We start from the raw sequence: 17280 nt of genomic DNA on the forward strand, positions 1-17280 counted from the left end.
GGCCACGGCACTAACCGGCGGCGCGGCCGGGGGAGTCCACCACGGACACCGGGACTCCGCCGGCCGCGCTGCCCATCAGCGTCAGCTCCACCTCGCCGGGCCCCGAGGGCGTGGTCCCGTCGGACAGCACGGCGAGCGCCAGGGTGTTGGAACCCCGGGTGCGCAGCAGCCCGTTCGGCAGGACGAAGGTGTGCTGAGGGCCCACGTCGTTGATGTACTGGCCCATGTTCCAGCCGTTCAGGAAGATCTGGACGCGGTAGGCGCGGTCCGGATCGTCGGTGAGCGTGAGGCCGACGGAGGCGTCGACAGCGGAGTCGACGGAGAGCCGGAATTCGGTGCGGTACCAGACGACGCCCTGCCGCCGCTCGGCCCGCGGGAAGCCGGCAGCCTTCCAGCCACCGTCCGCGAACCCGGGCAGATGCCAGCCTTCGCGTTCGCCGTGCAGGCCGCCGTGGTTGAGCGGCCCGCGCACCGGGTCGGCGGCCGTCTCTCCCTGGATCCGCCAAGTGACTTCAGGGGAAGCGCCGTTGAAGGTCACGGCGGTCAGGCCACGGGCCGCCTTGTGGGTGTCGTCCGCCTTCCCGTCCTGGTCGTGCTGCATCCGGCGGACGAGAACGGAGAGCACGCGCGGACCCTCGGACCTCTCGGCCGGAGGGAGGGGAAAGGTCACCGTGGCATCCCAAGTCCCTTGTCTGACCGTCTTCCTGTCCGGCACCGGCATCCGGTGCGTGCCCAGCGGCCGCCCGTCCAGCCAGGCCATCAGCAGACCCTGGGTACCCGTGACGCAGGAGAGGGACACGGAGTCCGCGGCACCCTCGAAGTGCCCCCGGTACCAGACGTCTCCGTAGTGGAAGCCGTAGTCGTCGGCGAACAGCACGGGCTGCCCGGCCGGCACCGGAGTGGTGCTGTGGGAGGACGTCCGGTCCGCGACCCGCCACCCCGAGTCGTCGAAACCGGCCGCGGACTCCGGGTTCTCCTCGCACCGCCGCCAGCCGGTCAGCGCGGGCAGCCGGACGTCCGGCACGCCGGGCAGCAGCCGCTCGGCCCGCAGGCTCCCGGAAGCCGTGGCCCGCGTCCGCAACACGCCCTGGTTCCAGTGGACTTCGCTCACCCCGCGCGGCCCCCACACCTCCAGCTCGGCCGCCTCCACCGTGTCCCCGGTGAGCTCCACGACCGAGCCGCGCAGGGCGGCGGTGCGCAGCAGCGCCGGGCCGCGTACCAGGACCGGGCCCGACGGGGTGTCGTACCGCCACAGCCGCCCGGAGGTCTCGTCGTCGGCGAGGAGCAGCAGAAGGGGCGCCGAGCTGCCGCCGCCTTCCACCAACACCCGGGTGAGACCCCCGAGTCGGGCGGAGACCCGCAGCACGCCACTCTCGTACTCGTGTGCCGCGTCCCCCGCCAGTACGGTCACCGTCGGCTCGCTCGCGCACTCCAGCGCGGTCTCGGTGTGCTCCCCGGAGCGGCCGGTGAACACGGCGATGTCCTGCCGCCCCGCCGTGAGCCACAGCATCGGCTGCGCGGTGGAGTACGCCAGCTTCCGCCGCCCGACCAGGATCCCGGCGGCCAGCAGTCGCGCGTCGAGCGCGGGCACGGTGAGCGGCAGCCGCGCGAACGGAACCGGTGTCGTCACCTCCGCCGTCCCGTCGTTGCGTACGACGTGGAAGCGCGCGCCGGTGTCCGGGTTGACCAGGGGATACACCGTGAGCCGCGGGTCCGTTCCGGTGACCGGACCGGCGCGGTCCAGCTTGGCCAGGTCGGGCACGGAACGCAGCAACTGCCCGATCTGGTGCATCGGGACCAGCTTGGGAGTCGGCCGCCGGGCCTCGTCGAGGGCGGCGCCGTAGTCGTACGAGGTGTAGACGACCGGCGCGGGCAGCCAGCCCCAGGAGGTGCCGCCGAAGGTCATGTAGACGTTGTGGATCTTGATGCCGTTGGCGAGGTTGGTGAGGTAGAAACGCCGCTCGTACGCCGCGTCACGCGTTCTGGCCGACTCCGCGTACCCCTTCCCGCCGAACTCGGCGCCGCCCCACGGGTCGAACCAGCCGCCCCCGAACTCGGGCATGAATCCCGGCGTCGAAGGACTCGCGGTCGAGCCCCCCTTCGTACCGCCGACTCCGAAGTAGCCCCAGTCCGGCGGGGGTTTGACCGGTGAGGGATACCCGTCGAAGCCGTACAGGTAACGCCCGCTCTCCCCACCCGTGTCGAAGGTCCCCGGGGTCCAATGGCCGTTCCTGCCCTTGTCGTTGTGGAACAGCGGTACGTCGATGCCGTCGGCGCGGACCTTGGCGTACAGGTGGGCCATGTAGTCGCGGCCGAGCGGGCCGGTGACGTGGTCCGCGTACTCGTTCTCCAACTGGTAGAGGACGACGGTGCCGCCGCCGTCGGTGTGCAGGTGCCGGGCGACGATCCGGTCGACGACGGTCAGCCACTCGTCGACGTGCCTGAGGTAGGCCGGGTCCGAGGTCCTCGCCGTGCCCTCGGTGACGGTCAGCCAGCCGGGGAAACCGCCCGCGTCGACCTCGGCGTTGATGTACGGGCCGGGACGCAGGATCACGTACAGCCCGGTCTCGGCGGCCGTCCGCAGGAACAGGTCCAGATCGCGGACACCGGTGAAGTCGTACCTGCCGGGCGCGGGGGAGTGGTAGTTCCAGGACACGTAGATGCTGACCGCGTTGTAGCCGTGGGCGCGCAGCTTCTGCAGGACGTCCCGCCACAGGGAAGGGCTCGGCAGCCGGAAGGGATGGACCTCGCCCGACCAGAGGACGACCCGCCGGCCGTCGATGAGCATCGAGTACCGGTCGAAGCCGATGGTGTGCCGCTCGCCGTCGGCCTCCGGCGGCACGGGCGCGGGTCCCGTGGGCGCGGTCCCGGCGGCGGCCGCGCTGCCGCTCCCCAGGGAGAGCCCGAGCGCGCCGGCCGTGGCGAGTGCGCTGAAGGAACGTCTGCTCAACACCATGTGGATCTCCCCTGGACAGCGGCGGCTCGGGCGGCCATTGTCCCCAGCGATTCGTCCCGCAATGGGTGTATGGGGAACTCGGCGCGGCGGCCACGGGGTGCCGGTGGTCACCGGGAGGCGGGAGCGGCCGGTGGAAGGCCTGGTTCTGTCTGTGAAGCGTCCTCATTCGGCACTAAGGCCGCGCTCAGGTTCAGCCCCTAGCGTCACGTCCCGTTCAGTCCTGTCGGCCCGACGGGAAGGACCGGAAACCGAGAACGACGGGACGGCTCCATGCGCACGCTCATCCTGCTGGCCCTCGCAGGCCTGGGCGCCCAGCTGGTGGACGGCAGTCTGGGCATGGCCTACGGCGTCACCTCCACCACCCTGCTGCTCGCCATGGGCACCAACCCGGCCCTGGCCTCCGCCACGGTCCACCTCTCCGAGATCGGCACCACGCTGATGTCCGGTGCCTCGCACTGGCGCTTCGGCAACGTGGACTGGAAGGTCGTCGCCAGGATCGGCGTGCCGGGAGCCGTCGGCTCCTTCCTCGGCGCGACCGTGCTCTCCCACCTCTCCACCGAGGTCGCCGAGCCCGTGATGTCGCTGATCCTGTTCGGCCTCGGCCTGTACGTCATGTCCCGCTTCACCTTCCGCGGCATGCCCAGGGGCAACCTCGGCAAGCCGCTCCGCAAGCGGTTCCTCGCGCCGCTCGGCCTGGTCGCCGGCTTCCTGGACGCGACGGGCGGAGGCGGCTGGGGGCCCGTCGGTACGCCCGCGCTGCTCGCCAGCGGCCGGATGGAGCCGCGCAAGGTGATCGGCTCGATCGACACCAGCGAGTTCCTGGTCGCCGTCGCCGCGAGCCTCGGCTTCCTCTTCTCCCTCGGCTCCCAGGGCCTGAACTGGGGCTGGGTCGGGGCCTTCCTGCTCGGCGGCGTGGTCGCCGCGCCGGTCGCCGCCTGGCTGGTCCGGCTGGTCCCGCCGCGCGTCCTCGGCTCCGCGGTCGGCGGCATCATCATCGTCACCAACGTCCGCACGCTCCTCAAGAGCGACTGGATCGCCGCGCCCGGCTCGGTCAGCACCCCCGTGTACGTCCTCCTCTACGCGCTGTGGGCTGCCGCCCTGACGTACTCGATCCGCGCCTACCGCAAGGAGGAGGCGGCGGAGGAGCAGGCCGCCGAGGAGCGGCAGCCCGTCGCGGTCAGGTGACCCGGACGGAGCCGTCGACCACTCAGGGGGAGTTGCCGACGCCGACCGTCGCGCAGAAACGTGCCGTTGTCCTCCGGGGTTCTCCCGGACAGCCCTAGGGGGTGTCGTTCGGATCGGCGTGGACCCGGGTTGATCCGAACGGCACCCCCTAGTTGCCCGCGGTCACGGCCTTCAGCTGCTCGAACGACTCCCGCATGATCTGCGACATGCTCTGCTGGTTGCTCTCGTCGATCCAGCGCTCGAACCCGATCTTGAAGACGGTGATCCCCGCCTCGGCGGCCAGGCTCGCGGTCGGGTCCGCGACGCCGCGCCGGCGCAGGGCGGCGGAGAGCGCCGCGGACAGTGACGCGAGTTTGATCAGCTCGCGCTCTCGCAGCTCCGCGTTCGCGGAGATGACCTTCTGGCGCTGCTGCGAGTGCGGGCGGCGCTCCTCGAAGGCCGCCGCCGCGGCGTCGAGGGCCCTGGCCACCGCGGCGATCGGGGTCGCGGAGCCGGGGGCACCCTCGAGGGCTCCCACCAGGAGTTCCTCCAGAGTCGCCGAGCCCGCGAAGAGGACCTCTCGCTTGTCGGCGTAGTGCCTGAAGAAGGTCCGTTCGGTGAGCCCCGCCCGTTTGGCGATCTCGGTCACGGTGGTCTGTTCGAACCCGCGCTCGCTGTAGAGCTCAAGTGCGGCCCGCTCCAGCCGGCCGCGCGCGTTCGGCTCCCATCGACTCATGCCGCTGATTCTATGTGATGACAGTGACTGGCATCAGGTGTACGTTGATGACAGTCGCTGACATTGACCCTGTCGCGTTCGCCGTGGCGTGGGCGGTCGGCATACTCAGGAGGTTTTCCATGCGCGTGTTCATGACGGGTGCGTCCGGCTGGATCGGATCCGCGGTCGTTCCCGAACTCATCGGCGCGGGTCATCAGGTCACCGGGCTCGCCCGCTCGGACGCCTCGGCAGCCGCGCTCGTCGCGGCAGGGGCGGAGGTGCGCCGCGGCGACCTCGACGACCTCGACGGCCTGCGCGAGGCCGCCGCCGCGTCGGACGGCGTGATCCACCTCGCGTTCAAGCACGACATCGCCTTCTCGGGAGGCTTCCAGGAGGCCGCCGAGGCGGACCGCCGCGCCGTCGAGACCTTCGGCGAGGCACTCGCGGGTACGGACCGGCCGTTCCTCATGGCCTCCGGGACGCTCGGGCTCGCGCCCGGACAGGTGGCGACCGAGGAGGACGGGCACGATTCCGCGGCGGTGGCTGCCGCTTGGGGCGAGGGCCCCCGGATCCGGTTCGCCACCGCCGAGTCGGCGCTCTCCTTCGCCGCCCGCGGGGTCCGCTCCTCCGTCGTACGGCTCCCCCCGACCAACCACGGCGAAGGAGACAACGGCTTCATGACAGCCCTGGTCGGTATCGCCCGCGAGAAGGGTGTGTCCGGCTACATCGGTGACGGGTCCAACCGCTGGCCCGCCGTGCACCGGCTCGACACCGCGCACCTCATCGCCCTGGCGCTGGACAAGGCCGCGCCGGGATCGACCCTGCACTCCGTCGCCGACGAGGGCGTGCCGATCCGCGACATCGCCGAGGTGATCGGACGCCATCTCGACGTCCCCGTGGTCTCCGTCTCCGCCGAGGACGCGGCCGGGCACTTCACCTGGCTGAGCGGCTTCCTGGGAGTCGACAGCCCGGTCTCCAGCGCCCGAACCCGCGAGGCACTCGGCTGGCACCCGACCCAGCCCGGACTCCTTGAGGACCTCGACAAGGGGCACTACTTCCACACGGTCTGACCGGCGGGCGGGAACGGCTGTACGTCCTGGCCGACCCGGCCGGGCCCCGGACGCGGCCGGGGACGAGTTGCTGCGAGTCGTCTCACGGGACCTCGCCGAGGCGGGAGCCGGGGCCGTGGTGCCGCTTGTCCAGGGTCTGTCGCTGATGCCGATGACGGACCAGCTCTTCGACGCCGTCACGGACGGCGGTGACGGCGGTGACGGCGGTCGTGGCGGTCACGGTGGCGGTGCGGACGGGCCGCTGGGATTCCGGCGGCTGCCGGCAGGCTTCGACGGACGGCTGGCCCGGTGGTCCGCCGCCGGCCCGGTCGCCCGCGTCGAGGCCGAGTACTTCGGCGGCGTCGGCGAACAGCGCGCCGCCGTCCGGGCCGGCGGGGCCGTCGTGCTCGGGCCGCTGCACGAACCGGAGGACCGGCCGAGGCCCTCCGCCGGCAGCCCGGTGTCCCAGGCCCTTCGGCGACTTGGCGCGGTGGCCGGCGCGACCGGGGACGAGTTCCAGGCCGTAGGACTCGACCGCCATCGGAGCACCGAGGACTGGCTTACGGCCGCGAAGGGTTGACCGACGGTCAGTGCTTGGCGTCCAGCCTGCTGAACGCGCTGGTCAGGCCCCGTTTGAGTTTTCGGGACAGGGGGACCTCGACGAAGCGGTGGACGAGCCAGCTCAGGGCGAGCATCGCCGTGATGACCGCGGGGACCAGGAGGCGGGCGTCGACGTGGTCGTGCAGATGGTGGATCAGCGTGGTGCCCACGCCGTAGTGGAGGAGATAGAAGGGGTAGGTGAGCGCGCCCGCGGTGGTGAGCCACTTCCACCGGATCCTGTCGGTCAGGCCGAGGGCGATGCCCGCCATGAGGAGCAGGAAGAGCGTGTAGAGGATCAGCGAGCCCGGCCAGCCCGACACCTTCTCCACGCTGATCCGGGCCGGCAACTGGTTCTGAGACATCACCCAGGCCAGGCCCAGGACGCCCCACAGCAGCAGGTCCTGACCGAAGCGGTGCATGAGGTACAGGGCGAGGCCGGCGATGAAGAACCAAGCGGCGTCGGGGTTGACGACCGTCACGAGCAGCGGAATCCCCGAGTCGTGCGCGACCGCCGCGAGCGCGCCCCAGACGCAGCAGAACACCACGACCCTGCGGTAGGTCAGCCCGGTCGCCACCACCAGCATGAAGACGACGTAGAAGCGCAGTTCGGACCAGAGCGTCCAGTACACGCCGTCCACCGCGGGCGAACCGTCGCCCTGCTGGAGCATGGAGAGGTTGAGGATGACCTTCACCGACGGAATGGCGGTGAACTCCGCGGGCCACAGCGTGAGTACCGCGGTGGTGAACAGCACCGCGAACCAGTAGGCCGGGTAGAGGCGGATCACCCGTGAGACGAAGAACTCCCTGGCCCGCCTGCCCCAACTCGACATGCAGATGACGAATCCGCTGATGACGAAGAAGAACTCGACGCCGATCCAGCCGTACGCGGCGACCGGGAACAGGCTGGGGAAGATCTCCGAGACCGGACGGTCCCAGATGTGGTTGTCCGGCTGGTTGGCCCGATAGGTGCCGATGTAGTGGTGCAGCGCCACCATCAGAGCCGCCATCAGCCGCAGCGCGTCGATCACGTACAGCCGAGGTCTGCGCCGCGCGCCCCCGGAGGCGGCCGGCGACTCCTCCCGTGCCGACGGGAGCGGATCCTGTCCGAGTGGCTGGTGGTGCTGCCGCCGGTGCTCGGTGGCGGCGTTTCCGGCCTGTATCACGTGTCCATTCCGCCTGTCCGGCCCGTGCGGGGGCCATTGTCCGAATGACCGGGAGGTGGTGGCGCGGCCCACGCGGATCCGGCTCGTCCGCATCGCGTCCCGGGCCGTGCACGGCAGCTCGGCGGGCTCGCTCGCGGACGCTCACCCGGGTGCCGCGCCGCCCGGCGGACCGTACCCGCAGAGCCTGGGAGGCTCCTGGGTGCCGAATGGCCGCGGGCGGCTACAAGAACTAGGGGGAGGTGCCCTGATCCGGGACGATGTGGCTCCTGACGCGGAAGCGGCCGACTTCCACCGCCAGGGCCGGTGCCAGCCGGACGTCCACCGGCCCGGCGAAGGTGTAGCCGCACTCCGCCGCGTGACGGCGTACCTGCGTCGCGAGATGTCTGGCCAGCAGCGCGCTGTCGGGGGTCAGCCGACGGTGGGACTCCGGCGGGAGTTCGATGACGAAGGCGTTGGGGACCAGGGTGCGCCGGCTGTCCAGGATCAGGGCGCGGTCGTCGCACTCGCGGCGGAGTGTCCCCACCACCGCGGCCTGTTTCCGCGCGGGCGGGATCACCAGTTCCCACAGGGCGTTCGACCATCGCTCCATGGTGCGTTCGAGGTCACCCAGGAATCTCATCCCGCTCCGCTGCCCACCGGGATACGGGGCACACGCACCCATACGGGTGTCGCGCGGAACGGCGCCGAGAGCCTACGGTGGAGGTGCGATGTCCACGCAGACCCACCGCCTGACGATCACCGAGGTCACCGGCTGCGACGCCTGCGCGGTGCTGCGGGTAAGTGGCGAACTCGACCAGAGCTGCGAGACGTACTTCCTGAGCACGCTCGCCGCCAGTGTCGACGCCGGCCACCGGCACCTGGTGCTGGATGTCACAGCCCTCGTCTTCTGCGACTCACGAGGCCTCAACTGCCTGCTCGCCGTCCGCTGGCTGCTGCTGCGCCGGGACGGGAAGCTCATCCTGGCCGGAGCGGGACGCCGGCTGACGGATCTGCTGGTGGGGACGGGGAGTTCCGAACTGCTGCCCACCCGGCGAACGGTCGGCCACGCCCTGCTCGACCTGCCCCCGGCGCATCGCCCCGTCTGGCCGCCGACACAGACGCCGACGTCTGCACCGAGGTCAACACCGACGCCGATTCCCATGCCGCCCGGTGACAGCGGTCTCGGCGATCCGACTCGGCAGCCGCCTCCGGCCGTACCGCGCCGCCACCCGCAGGACAGCGAGAGCGAGTAGCCGAGCGGGGGAGCGGACGCCCGTGCCGGATTGCCGAGCTATCTGGGAAGCTCCGCCCGTACGGTCTTGCCGCCGGGCCCCGTGCTCACGGTGACGCTGTCGGCCAGGTTCTGCACCATCGGCCAGCCGAAGCCGCCGGTTCCGCCCGTGAGGTCGGGAGTGCGCTCCCGCGGCGGCCGGGGGTCCGGGTCGGTGACGGCGATGGTGATGGTGCCGGCCCGCGCCGTCAGACGCAGTGAGCAGGTCGCGCCGTACGCGTGCCGTACGGCGTTGGTGACGAGTTCGGACACCACCAGGGCGACACTCGAGGTGGCCAGGGAGTCCATGGGCGGGTCGAGGCTGTTCATGAAGGCGTGGGCGAGATCACGTGCGTCCGCGGCGGCCTCGGGCCGTGCGTCGAAGACGGCGTGGTCCGGCGGCCTGGTGTCGATTCGCGGGTGGCGCGTTCGCATAGGCCCCTCCTCGTACGGGGTGGCTTCTGTTCAGGATGAACGCCTGCCCCTGAAGTGGGAGCTGTAACGCGCTCCAACGTGAGGACCATGAGTCACCACCCGTCACACGGATGACACCACCAGATGATCCATGGGGTGGGCTTCACACATTGTTGTGTTTCGGAGGGAGTGAGACGGCGAAGCGCGGGTAGGCGCGGACTACGCTTCTGTTGGGGATGGCAGAGGGCCGACGGACCAGGGAGGGCAACGATGACGACGATGGCGACCATGACGACGGCTACCCGGACACACACGGATGCCGGTTTCGCGGGGCTGCCGGAGATCGTCGACCCGCAGACGGTCGCGCCGAAGGACGCGCGAGACCTGTCGACGCGGTTCTTCGCTCAACTCGCCGTACTGGAAGAGGGAACCCCCGAGTACCAGTACGCGCGCAACACGCTCATCGAGATGAACATGTCGCTGGTGCGCTACGCGGCGGGCCGGTTCCGCCACCGCAGCGACGACATGGAGGACATCGTCCAGGTGGGCATGATCGGCCTCATCAAGGCCATCGACCGCTTCGAGCTCAGCCGGGAGAACCAGTTCGCCACCTTCGCCGTGCCGTACATCGTCGGCGAGATCAAGCGGTTCTTCCGTGACACCTCCTGGGCCGTCCACGTGCCGCGCAGGCTCCAGGAGGCCCGCGTCGAGCTCGCCAAGGCCACCGAGGAGCTCAGCACCCGCCTCGGGCGTGCGCCCAAGGTCGCCGAACTGGCCGTCCTGATGAACCTCACCGAGGATGAGGTCATCGAGGCCCGCATGGCCTCCAACGGCTACAACTCCACCTCCCTGGACGCCGCGATCCACGGCGACGCCGACGAGGGCGAGACCGCCCTCGCCAGCTTCATCGGTGAGGAGGACCCGGCGATGGAGCTGGTGGAGGACTTCCACGCCCTCGCCCCGCTCCTCGCCGAACTCGACGACCGCGACCGGTACATCCTCCAGCTCCGCTTCGTCGACGAACTCACCCAGTCGCAGATCGGCGAACGCCTCGGCGTGTCCCAGATGCACGTCTCCCGCCTGCTGACCCGCACCCTGACGCGGCTGCGTGAAGGCATGCTCACCACCCACTGACTCCGGCCCCGCACGTTGGCGAGCCCCACCCGCATGCGGGTGGGGCTCGCCAACGTGCGGGTAGGGGCGGATCAGCTCGCTTCGATACCGACCGTGAGCGTGCCGGCGTAGCCGGATGAGGGCGTGCTGCCCAGAAGCGCCAGCGTGAGGAGACCGGAGGCGGCGCCTCCGTCGTCGTAGATGGAGTCCTGCGCGAGGGTGGTGCGGGTGACGGTGTTGGTGGCGTACGGGGAGAGCCTGGCCACCGTCGCCGTGACCGTTTCGCTGAAGAAGAGCTGGCCCGTGTGGAGCTCCTGGCCTCCGGTGAACGAGCCGTCGGCGGTGAGCGTGACGCCGGTGTGCACCTTGAGGTGGATGTGGATGCACCGGCCGCGGTACCAGCCGGGGTAGATGGTCGTGATCCTCGCTACGCCGTCCGTGCCGGTCAGGACGCCGCCGCGCAGGAACGTGCCGTTGTCGGGCTCGTTGTGGCCGTTGCCGCCGACGAAGCCGGAGTACTCGCCGAGCGCGTCGCAGTGCCAGATCTCGACGAGAGCCTTGTCCAGCGGCGCGCAGGTGTCGTCGTCGACGACGGTGAGCGTGAGCTGGAGGGGGATCCCCTCCTTGTCCTCACTGACGTCGGCGCGTACGTAGGCGCCGTCCAGGTAGTAGGGGCCTTCGGTCATCTCCTTGGTGAGGGTGCAGACGGCCGCCGCGGCGGCGGGGGTCGCGGTCGCCGTGTCGGTTGTGGGGTCCGCGGTGGCCGCGGTGACGCCGACGGCCAGCGTTGCCGCTGTGGCACCCGTGGCGATCAGTACGGTGCGGCGCCCGATCGGGGCTTCTGGCGTGCCTTTCGAAGTGTCTGTCATGAACATGGCACCCTAGGGACGGAAGCTGTCGGTGGGCTGTGCGTCCCGTAAAGTGACAGCCCGTCAAGTTCTTTGTCGGACAAGGAACCTGACGGGGCTCCGGACCGACTGGCCCGCCTGATTCCGGACCGACTAACCCGCCTGGTTGTACATCGCTCCCGCGGCGGGCCACCCCATGGCCTGGGGCGGGGGTTCGGGTTGTGTGCGGCCGCGGACCTGGGCGGCGGTGAGCCCGCTGGGGTGGCCGCCCTGCGTCGCCGCCGGGGCGGGCTGCTGAGCCTGTACGGCGGCGGCCATGCCCGGCATCCCGGTCTGCGTGTACGCGGGCAGTCCGGCCGCCGGGACCGGGGCGTACCCGGGCATCGGGGCGGCCTGAGGCTGCGGAATCACGGCGGCCGGTGGCGCGGCGGGTATCAGGCCGGGCATGGCGCCGGGGGCCTGCGCGGCGGCCGGCGGGGGCCAGGTGGCCTGCTGCACGGGTTGTGGGGGCTGTGCGGGCGCGAGGCTCGGCATCGCCGCGGCCTGCGCCGCGAGCCCCTGCATGCCCGCCCCGTTCGTGGCACCGACCAGCCGGTCCACCGCCGCCGTACCCGAGCTGTAGTTCATCGCGTTGTTCAGCTCGGGCACGACGGCTCCCCTCCTGGTCCCGTAGAGCACGCCTTCCAGGCCGGACACCAGGCGACGCACGTCCACCTGGGGGCGCACCACGAGCCGCAGGAAGCGGCTGGACGAACCGATCTTGTTGCCGCACTCGCGGACCAGGATGCGGTGCTCGGTGAGCATCCGGTCCCGGACCACGGTGCCTTCGGCGCCCACGGGGAGGCGTACGAAGAGGAAGTTGCCCTGCGACGGATAGACCGTCAGGCCGGGCAACTGGGAGAGCTGCTGGGCCATGTCGAGCCGGTCGCGGCGGACCATGTGCAGGCTCTGCATGTACTCCTGGCCGTGGTTCTTGAGCATGAACACCACGGTCTCCGCGAAGGAGTTGAGGTTCCACTTGGGCAGCATGGAGCGGACCTTGCCGGCGAGCGCGGGGTTGGCGACCATGTAGCCGAAGCGGATGCCGTGCAGGCCGAAGTTCTTGCCCAGGCTGCGCAGGACGACGACGTTGGGGCGCATCACGGCGTCCTCGACGACACTCGGATCGTGCTCCGCGTCGGCGAACTCCAGGAACGACTCGTCGATGACGATGAGGTCCAGGTCCGCCATCGCGTCCATGAACTGCACGAGCGACTGGCGGGGGATGAAGCCGCCGTCGGGGTTGTTCGGGTTGCAGATGACGGCGACCCGGGTGCCGCGGGCGCGGATGAACTCGGCGTACTTGGCCAGGTCGAGGGCGAACCCGCTGGACTCCTGGAGCGGGAACATGTCGACCCGCTTGCCGGTCTCCATCGGCTGGTCGGTCCAGCGGCCGAAGGTGGGGACGGGTATCGCGAGGGACTCCCGGACCAGCAAGTGGTCGATCCAGGTGATGAGTTCGGTCGAACCGTTACCCATCGCGACGCACTGCGGCGGGAGTTGGAGAAGGTTGCAGAGCTCGGCCGTGATGGTGTCGGCGCTGCTCGGGTAGTACGTGATGATCTCGCGCAGCCGGCCCGCCAGATCGTCGAACATGGCCGGCGTCGGGAAGTACGGGTTGCACGGGATACAGAAGTCGACCGGACCGGCCCCGTCGCCGCCCTCGCGGGTGAGCGCTGCCATCGAGGGGCTGTGCGCCGCCGTGCTGCGGAACAGCGAGGTGACGTTGTCGGCCATGGAACCTCCGTAAGGCGCGGGCCCGGTGGGGAGGACGGGCCCTCCGTCTGTGGGTGGCCCGCGCGGGGGAGCGCGGGCCACCCATACATACGGATGCGTAGGAGGCGCTGTTCAACTCGTGTGAATTCGGTGAGTGTTGGTGATCACAGGCAACCTGGAGGACCAGAAGTCCGTCAGGGCCCGCTGAATTCTCAGGCGCCGAAGGTGTGCACCGTGCTCGTACGGTACGCCTGACCTGGCCGCAGCGTCGTCGACGGGAACGACGGCTGGTTGGGGGAGTCCGGGAAGTGCTGGGTCTCCAGGCACAGCGCGTCGCCCTGCCGGTAGATGTGCCCGCCGGTGCCGACCAGCGTGCCGTCCAGGAAGTTGCCGGAGTAGAACTGGAGGCCCGGCTCGGTGGTGGCGATCTTCAGCGTACGGCCGGAGGACGGGTCCCGCAGGGTCGCCGCGTGCTCGGGCTTCGCCGTGATGCCCTTGTCCAGGGCCCAGTTGTGGTCGATGCCCTTGCCGTACAGCAGTTGCTGGTTGGCGACCCGGATGTCCTCGCCGACCGTCTTGGTGCGCCGGAAGTCGAAGGGGGTGCCCGCGACCCTGGCCAGTTCGCCCGTGGGGATCAGCCCCGAGTCGACCGGTGTGTAACGGGCGGCGGGGATCTTCAGCTCGTGGTCGTAGATCGAGCCGCTGCCCTCGCCTGCCAGGTTCCAGTAGACGTGGCTGGTGAGGTTGACGACGGTCGCCTTGTCGGTGGTGGCCGCGTAGTCGATCCGCCAGTCGCCGTGCCTGGTGAGCGTGTAGGTCACCTTGACCTTGAGCGTGCCGGGGAAGCCCTGCTCGCCGTCGATGCTCGTGTAGTGCAGGTGGAGGCCCACGTCGGAACCCTTGGTGAAGGGCTCCACGTCCCAGATCCGCTTGTCGAAGCCCTTGGCGCCGCCGTGCAGGGTGTTCTCGCCGTCGTTGACGGAAAGCTGGTGGGCGGTCCCGTCCAGGCTGAACCTGCCCTTGGCTATGCGGTTTCCGAAGCGGCCGATCAGTGCGCCGAAGTACGGGCTGGAGGCGACGTAGTCCTCGATGTTGTCGAAGCCCAGCGAGATGTTCCTGTACTTGCCGTGCCGGTCGGGGACTTCGAGGGACTGGACGATCCCGCCGTAGGACAGGACCTTGAGCTTCGTCCCGCCGTTCGCCAGCGACCACCGGTAGACCTTGGTGCCGTCGGCGAGCTTGCCGAAGAGCGACTTCACCGGCGTCCTGCCTCCCGTGGCGTGTGCCGTGCCGCCGAGCGAGGCGGCGGTGATTCCGGCGGCTGCCGCCGCGGCGAGTACCGTACGTCTGTTCGTTTCCATCTCTAGCGGCTCCAGAAATAGGTACGGGGGCCCGAGCGGACCCCCGTAGGACAGGACTTACGAACCGACCTTGCGTTTGTTCCACACGTCGAAGCCGACCGCTGCCAGGAGGGCCATGCCCTTGATGACCTGCTGCCAGTCGGAGCCGACGCTGAGGAGGTTCATGCCGTTGTTCAGCACGCCGAGGACGAGACCGCCGATGATCGCGCCGAGGACGGTGCCGACACCGCCGCTCATGGACGCACCACCGATGAACGCCGAGGCGATCGCCTCGAGTTCGTAGTTCAGGCCCGCCTTCGGAGAGGCCGCGTTCAGGCGGGCGGCGATCGCCATACCCGCCAGGGCCGCGAGCGCGCCCATGTTCAGGAAGACCAGGAAGGTGACCTTCTTGTCCCGCACGCCGGACAGCTTCGCGGCCGGCAGGTTGCCGCCGATCGCGTAGATGTGGCGGCCGAAGACGGCGTTGCGCATGAGATAGCCGTAACCGACCACCAGCACGCCGAGAACGAGCAGGATGATCGGCGCGCCCTTGTAGCTGGCGAGCAGCATCGTGACGACGAGGATCGCGGCGATGATCGCGACGAGCTTGAGCAGGAAGATGTTCCTGGGCAGTACCTCGAGCGAGAACTCCTGCTGACGCTTGCGGTCGCGGACCTCCTGGAGGACCGCGAAGACGATCAGGGCGAGGCCGAGCAGCAGCGTGAGGTTGTGGTAGTTGGTGTTCGGTCCGGCCTCCGGGAGGAAGCCGTTGCCCATCTTCTGCAGCCCGTCCGGGAACGGGCCGAGGGTCTGGCCCTCCAGCAGGATCTCCGTCAGACCGCGGAAGATCAGCATGCCGGCCAGGGTGACGATGAACGACGGTATGCCGCCGTACGCGATGAAGAACCCCTGTACGGCGCCCGCCGCCGCGCCCATCAGCAGGCACAGCACCACCGCGACCGGCCACGGCACGTCGTGCTGCACCGTCAGCACGGCCGCGAACGCGCCCACGAACGCCGTGAGCGAGCCGACCGACAGGTCGATGTGGCCCGCGATGATCACCAGCATCATGCCGATCGCGAGGATCAGGATGTAGCTGTTCTGCAGCACCAGGTTGGAGACGTTGCGCGGCAGCAGCAGGTCGCCGTCGGTCCACACGGCGAACAGCGCCACGATCAGGCCGAGGGCGATCAGCATGCCGTACTGGCGCATGTTGCGGCGCAGACCGTCCAGCACAAGCTGGAGCAGGCCGCCGCTGGTGGCCGAGCCGCCGGACTTCCCCGGCGGCGCCGGGGCCGGGGACTTGGCGGTCACATCCGTGCTCATCGGGATACCTCTTTGTCCTTGGTCATCTGGCGCATCAGCGCTTCCTGCGTGGCCTCGGCCCGCGGGACCTCGCCCGTGAGCCGCCCGGCGGCCATGGTGTAGATGCGGTCGCACATACCGAGCAGTTCGGGCAGCTCGGAGGAGATGAAGACGACCGCCTTGCCCTCGGCTGCCAGCTTGTCGATCACCGTGTAGATCTCGAACTTGGCGCCCACGTCGATCCCGCGGGTCGGCTCGTCCAGGATCAGCACCTCGGGTCCCGCGAAGATCCACTTACTGAGGACGACCTTCTGCTGGTTGCCGCCCGACAGCTTGCCCACCGGCTCGAAGACGGTCGGCGCCTTGATGTTCATGGACTTGCGGAAGCCCTCGGAGACCTGCCGCTCCTCGTGCTCGTCGACGACACCGTGCCTGGAGACCTTGCCCAGGGCACTGAGCGAGATGTTGCGGTTGATGGTGTCGATGAGGTTGAGGCCGTAGTGCTTGCGGTCCTCGGTGACGTACGCGATCCCGTGCCCGACCGCCTCGGGCACGGACTTCGTACGGATTTCCTTGCCGTCCCGCAGAACCGTGCCGCCCGCGTACCGGCCGTAGGTGCGCCCGAAGACGCTCATCGCGAGCTCGGTGCGCCCGGCGCCCATCAGGCCCGCGATGCCGACGATCTCGCCGCGCTTGACGTTGATCGACACATCGTCGACCACCTTGCGCGACTGGTCGATCGGATGGTGCACGGTCCAGTTGCGGACCTCCAGGGCCGGGGCCGCGCCCACCTCCCCCTCGTACGGGGTGCGGTCGGGGAAGCGGTGGTCGAGGTCGCGGCCGACCATGCCGCTGATGATCCGGTCCTCGGTGGTCTCCGCCGCCTTCACGTCGAGGGTCTCGATGGACTTCCCGTCGCGGAGGATGGTCACCGAGTCGGCGACCTTGCGGATCTCGTTGAGCTTGTGGGAGATGATGATCGAGGTGATGCCCTGGTTCTTCAACTCCAGGATGAGATCCAGGAGTTTGCCGCTGTCCTCGTCGTTCAGGGCGGCGGTCGGCTCATCCAGGATGAGCAGCTTCACCTTCTTCGACAGCGCCTTGGCGATCTCCACGAGCTGCTGCTTGCCCACGCCGATGTCGGTGACACGGGTCTCCGGGTGGTCGTTCAGGCCGACCCGGCGCAGCAGTTGGGACGCGTGCCGCAGGGTCTCGTTCCAGTTGATCAGCCCACGCTTGGCGTGCTCGTTGCCGAGGAAGATGTTCTCCGCGATGGAGAGGTACGGCACCAGGGCCAGCTCCTGGTGGATGATGACGATGCCGTGCTGCTCGCTGGCCCTGATGTCCTTGAACGTGCAGACCTCTCCCTCGAAGAGGACTTCTCCCTCGTAACTTCCGTGCGGGTGGAGGCCGGAGAGGACCTTCATCAAGGTCGACTTGCCGGCCCCGTTCTCCCCGCAGATGGCGTGGACCTCGCCCTGACGGACGGTCAGTGTGACGTCCGACAGCGCCTTGACGCCGGGAAAGGTCTTGACGATCGAGCGCATTTCCAGGACGGGTCCCGCCATGGTCGTGCCTTCCTATCCTTGCTAGTGGTCCCTGCGGTCCT

General features: G+C 69.7%; 15 protein-coding genes. 4 read left to right on the top strand and 11 right to left on the bottom strand.

Going from position 1 to position 17280, the window contains the following annotated elements:
• Positions 1 to 10: 10 nt before the first annotated feature.
• Positions 11 to 2956, bottom strand: a complete 2946-nt coding sequence (locus tag ACIBLC_RS37715) for a beta-galactosidase (protein WP_399215977.1) — start codon at positions 2954 to 2956, stop codon at positions 11 to 13.
• A gap of 270 nt (positions 2957 to 3226) precedes the next feature.
• Between ACIBLC_RS37715 and ACIBLC_RS37720 the strand changes: the two genes are divergently transcribed.
• Positions 3227 to 4141, top strand: coding sequence for a sulfite exporter TauE/SafE family protein (locus ACIBLC_RS37720; RefSeq protein WP_399215978.1), 915 nt, complete (start codon positions 3227 to 3229; stop codon positions 4139 to 4141).
• A gap of 148 nt (positions 4142 to 4289) precedes the next feature.
• On the opposite strand, the gene ACIBLC_RS37725 is transcribed toward ACIBLC_RS37720, so the two are convergent.
• The gene (locus ACIBLC_RS37725) at positions 4290 to 4856 is read right to left on the bottom strand and encodes a TetR family transcriptional regulator (RefSeq protein ID WP_399215979.1); all 567 of its coding nucleotides are present in this window, start codon (positions 4854 to 4856) and stop codon (positions 4290 to 4292) included.
• A gap of 119 nt (positions 4857 to 4975) precedes the next feature.
• Here ACIBLC_RS37725 and ACIBLC_RS37730 point away from each other — a divergent pair, with 119 nt between their 5' ends.
• Positions 4976 to 5905, top strand: a complete 930-nt coding sequence (locus tag ACIBLC_RS37730; RefSeq protein WP_399215981.1) for an SDR family oxidoreductase — start codon at positions 4976 to 4978, stop codon at positions 5903 to 5905.
• A gap of 82 nt (positions 5906 to 5987) precedes the next feature.
• Here ACIBLC_RS37730 and ACIBLC_RS37735 read toward each other — a convergent pair whose 3' ends face one another.
• The 3 genes from ACIBLC_RS37735 to ACIBLC_RS37745 all read right to left on the bottom strand — a co-directional run bounded on the left by ACIBLC_RS37735 (position 5988) and on the right by ACIBLC_RS37745 (position 8266).
• Positions 5988 to 6425, bottom strand: a complete 438-nt coding sequence (locus tag ACIBLC_RS37735; protein WP_399215982.1) for a hypothetical protein — start codon at positions 6423 to 6425, stop codon at positions 5988 to 5990.
• Positions 6426 to 6471: 46 nt separating this feature from the next.
• Positions 6472 to 7647: an acyltransferase family protein gene (locus ACIBLC_RS37740; protein ID WP_399215983.1), complete on the bottom strand. Its 1176-nt coding sequence runs from the start codon at positions 7645 to 7647 to the stop codon at positions 6472 to 6474.
• 229 nt (positions 7648 to 7876) lie between these two features.
• Complete coding sequence (locus ACIBLC_RS37745; protein ID WP_399215984.1) at positions 7877 to 8266, bottom strand: DUF3662 domain-containing protein; 390 nt, start codon at positions 8264 to 8266, stop codon at positions 7877 to 7879.
• A gap of 88 nt (positions 8267 to 8354) precedes the next feature.
• Between ACIBLC_RS37745 and ACIBLC_RS37750 the strand changes: the two genes are divergently transcribed.
• Complete coding sequence (locus ACIBLC_RS37750; RefSeq protein WP_399215985.1) at positions 8355 to 8879, top strand: STAS domain-containing protein; 525 nt, start codon at positions 8355 to 8357, stop codon at positions 8877 to 8879.
• A gap of 38 nt (positions 8880 to 8917) precedes the next feature.
• Here ACIBLC_RS37750 and ACIBLC_RS37755 read toward each other — a convergent pair whose 3' ends face one another.
• Complete coding sequence (locus ACIBLC_RS37755) at positions 8918 to 9331, bottom strand: ATP-binding protein (RefSeq protein ID WP_399215986.1); 414 nt, start codon at positions 9329 to 9331, stop codon at positions 8918 to 8920.
• Positions 9332 to 9589: 258 nt separating this feature from the next.
• Between ACIBLC_RS37755 and ACIBLC_RS37760 the strand changes: the two genes are divergently transcribed.
• Positions 9590 to 10444, top strand: coding sequence for an RNA polymerase sigma factor SigF (locus ACIBLC_RS37760; RefSeq protein ID WP_399216023.1), 855 nt, complete (start codon positions 9590 to 9592; stop codon positions 10442 to 10444).
• A 71-nt stretch (positions 10445 to 10515) separates the two neighbouring features.
• On the opposite strand, the gene ACIBLC_RS37765 is transcribed toward ACIBLC_RS37760, so the two are convergent.
• The 5 genes from ACIBLC_RS37765 to mmsA form a co-directional block, all read right to left on the bottom strand.
• Entirely contained in the window at positions 10516 to 11292 is a 777-nt protein-coding gene (locus ACIBLC_RS37765) for an intradiol ring-cleavage dioxygenase (protein ID WP_399215987.1), read from the bottom strand.
• Positions 11293 to 11424: 132 nt separating this feature from the next.
• Positions 11425 to 13047 (bottom strand): pyridoxal phosphate-dependent aminotransferase, encoded by a 1623-nt coding sequence (locus ACIBLC_RS37770; protein ID WP_399215988.1) that lies wholly within the window; start codon positions 13045 to 13047, stop codon positions 11425 to 11427.
• Between the two features lie 191 nt (positions 13048 to 13238).
• A complete protein-coding gene (locus tag ACIBLC_RS37775; protein ID WP_399215989.1) occupies positions 13239 to 14387 on the bottom strand; it encodes an aldose epimerase family protein in 1149 nt (382 codons plus the stop codon).
• Between the two features lie 57 nt (positions 14388 to 14444).
• Positions 14445 to 15692, bottom strand: coding sequence for a multiple monosaccharide ABC transporter permease (gene mmsB, locus ACIBLC_RS37780; protein WP_399215990.1), 1248 nt, complete (start codon positions 15690 to 15692; stop codon positions 14445 to 14447).
• Positions 15689 to 17239: a multiple monosaccharide ABC transporter ATP-binding protein gene (mmsA, locus tag ACIBLC_RS37785; RefSeq protein ID WP_399215991.1), complete on the bottom strand. Its 1551-nt coding sequence runs from the start codon at positions 17237 to 17239 to the stop codon at positions 15689 to 15691. The genes mmsB and mmsA overlap by 4 nt, the downstream gene beginning before the upstream one ends.
• Between the last annotated feature and the right edge of the window lie 41 nt (positions 17240 to 17280).

The sequence above is a fragment of the Streptomyces sp. NPDC050535 genome (genome assembly GCF_044457665.1).
Lineage (GTDB): Bacteria > Actinomycetota > Actinomycetes > Streptomycetales > Streptomycetaceae > Streptomyces.

What these genes read in the sequence shown, in the direction of transcription:
- ACIBLC_RS37715 (WP_399215977.1), bottom strand. Translation starts at nt 2,956, where the DNA reads ATGGTGTTGAGCAGACGTTCCTTCAGCGCACTCGCCACGGCCGGCGCG.
- ACIBLC_RS37720 (WP_399215978.1), top strand. Translation starts at nt 3,227, where the DNA reads ATGCGCACGCTCATCCTGCTGGCCCTCGCAGGCCTGGGCGCCCAGCTG.
- ACIBLC_RS37725 (WP_399215979.1), bottom strand. Translation starts at nt 4,856, where the DNA reads ATGAGTCGATGGGAGCCGAACGCGCGCGGCCGGCTGGAGCGGGCCGCA.
- ACIBLC_RS37730 (WP_399215981.1), top strand. Translation starts at nt 4,976, where the DNA reads ATGCGCGTGTTCATGACGGGTGCGTCCGGCTGGATCGGATCCGCGGTC.
- ACIBLC_RS37735 (WP_399215982.1), bottom strand. Translation starts at nt 6,425, where the DNA reads ATGGCGGTCGAGTCCTACGGCCTGGAACTCGTCCCCGGTCGCGCCGGC.
- ACIBLC_RS37745 (WP_399215984.1), bottom strand. Translation starts at nt 8,266, where the DNA reads ATGAGATTCCTGGGTGACCTCGAACGCACCATGGAGCGATGGTCGAAC.
- ACIBLC_RS37750 (WP_399215985.1), top strand. Translation starts at nt 8,355, where the DNA reads ATGTCCACGCAGACCCACCGCCTGACGATCACCGAGGTCACCGGCTGC.
- ACIBLC_RS37755 (WP_399215986.1), bottom strand. Translation starts at nt 9,331, where the DNA reads ATGCGAACGCGCCACCCGCGAATCGACACCAGGCCGCCGGACCACGCC.
- ACIBLC_RS37760 (WP_399216023.1), top strand. Translation starts at nt 9,590, where the DNA reads ATGGCGACCATGACGACGGCTACCCGGACACACACGGATGCCGGTTTC.
- ACIBLC_RS37765 (WP_399215987.1), bottom strand. Translation starts at nt 11,292, where the DNA reads ATGACAGACACTTCGAAAGGCACGCCAGAAGCCCCGATCGGGCGCCGC.
- ACIBLC_RS37770 (WP_399215988.1), bottom strand. Translation starts at nt 13,047, where the DNA reads ATGGCCGACAACGTCACCTCGCTGTTCCGCAGCACGGCGGCGCACAGC.
- ACIBLC_RS37775 (WP_399215989.1), bottom strand. Translation starts at nt 14,387, where the DNA reads ATGGAAACGAACAGACGTACGGTACTCGCCGCGGCGGCAGCCGCCGGA.
- mmsB (WP_399215990.1), bottom strand. Translation starts at nt 15,692, where the DNA reads ATGAGCACGGATGTGACCGCCAAGTCCCCGGCCCCGGCGCCGCCGGGG.
- mmsA (WP_399215991.1), bottom strand. Translation starts at nt 17,239, where the DNA reads ATGGCGGGACCCGTCCTGGAAATGCGCTCGATCGTCAAGACCTTTCCC.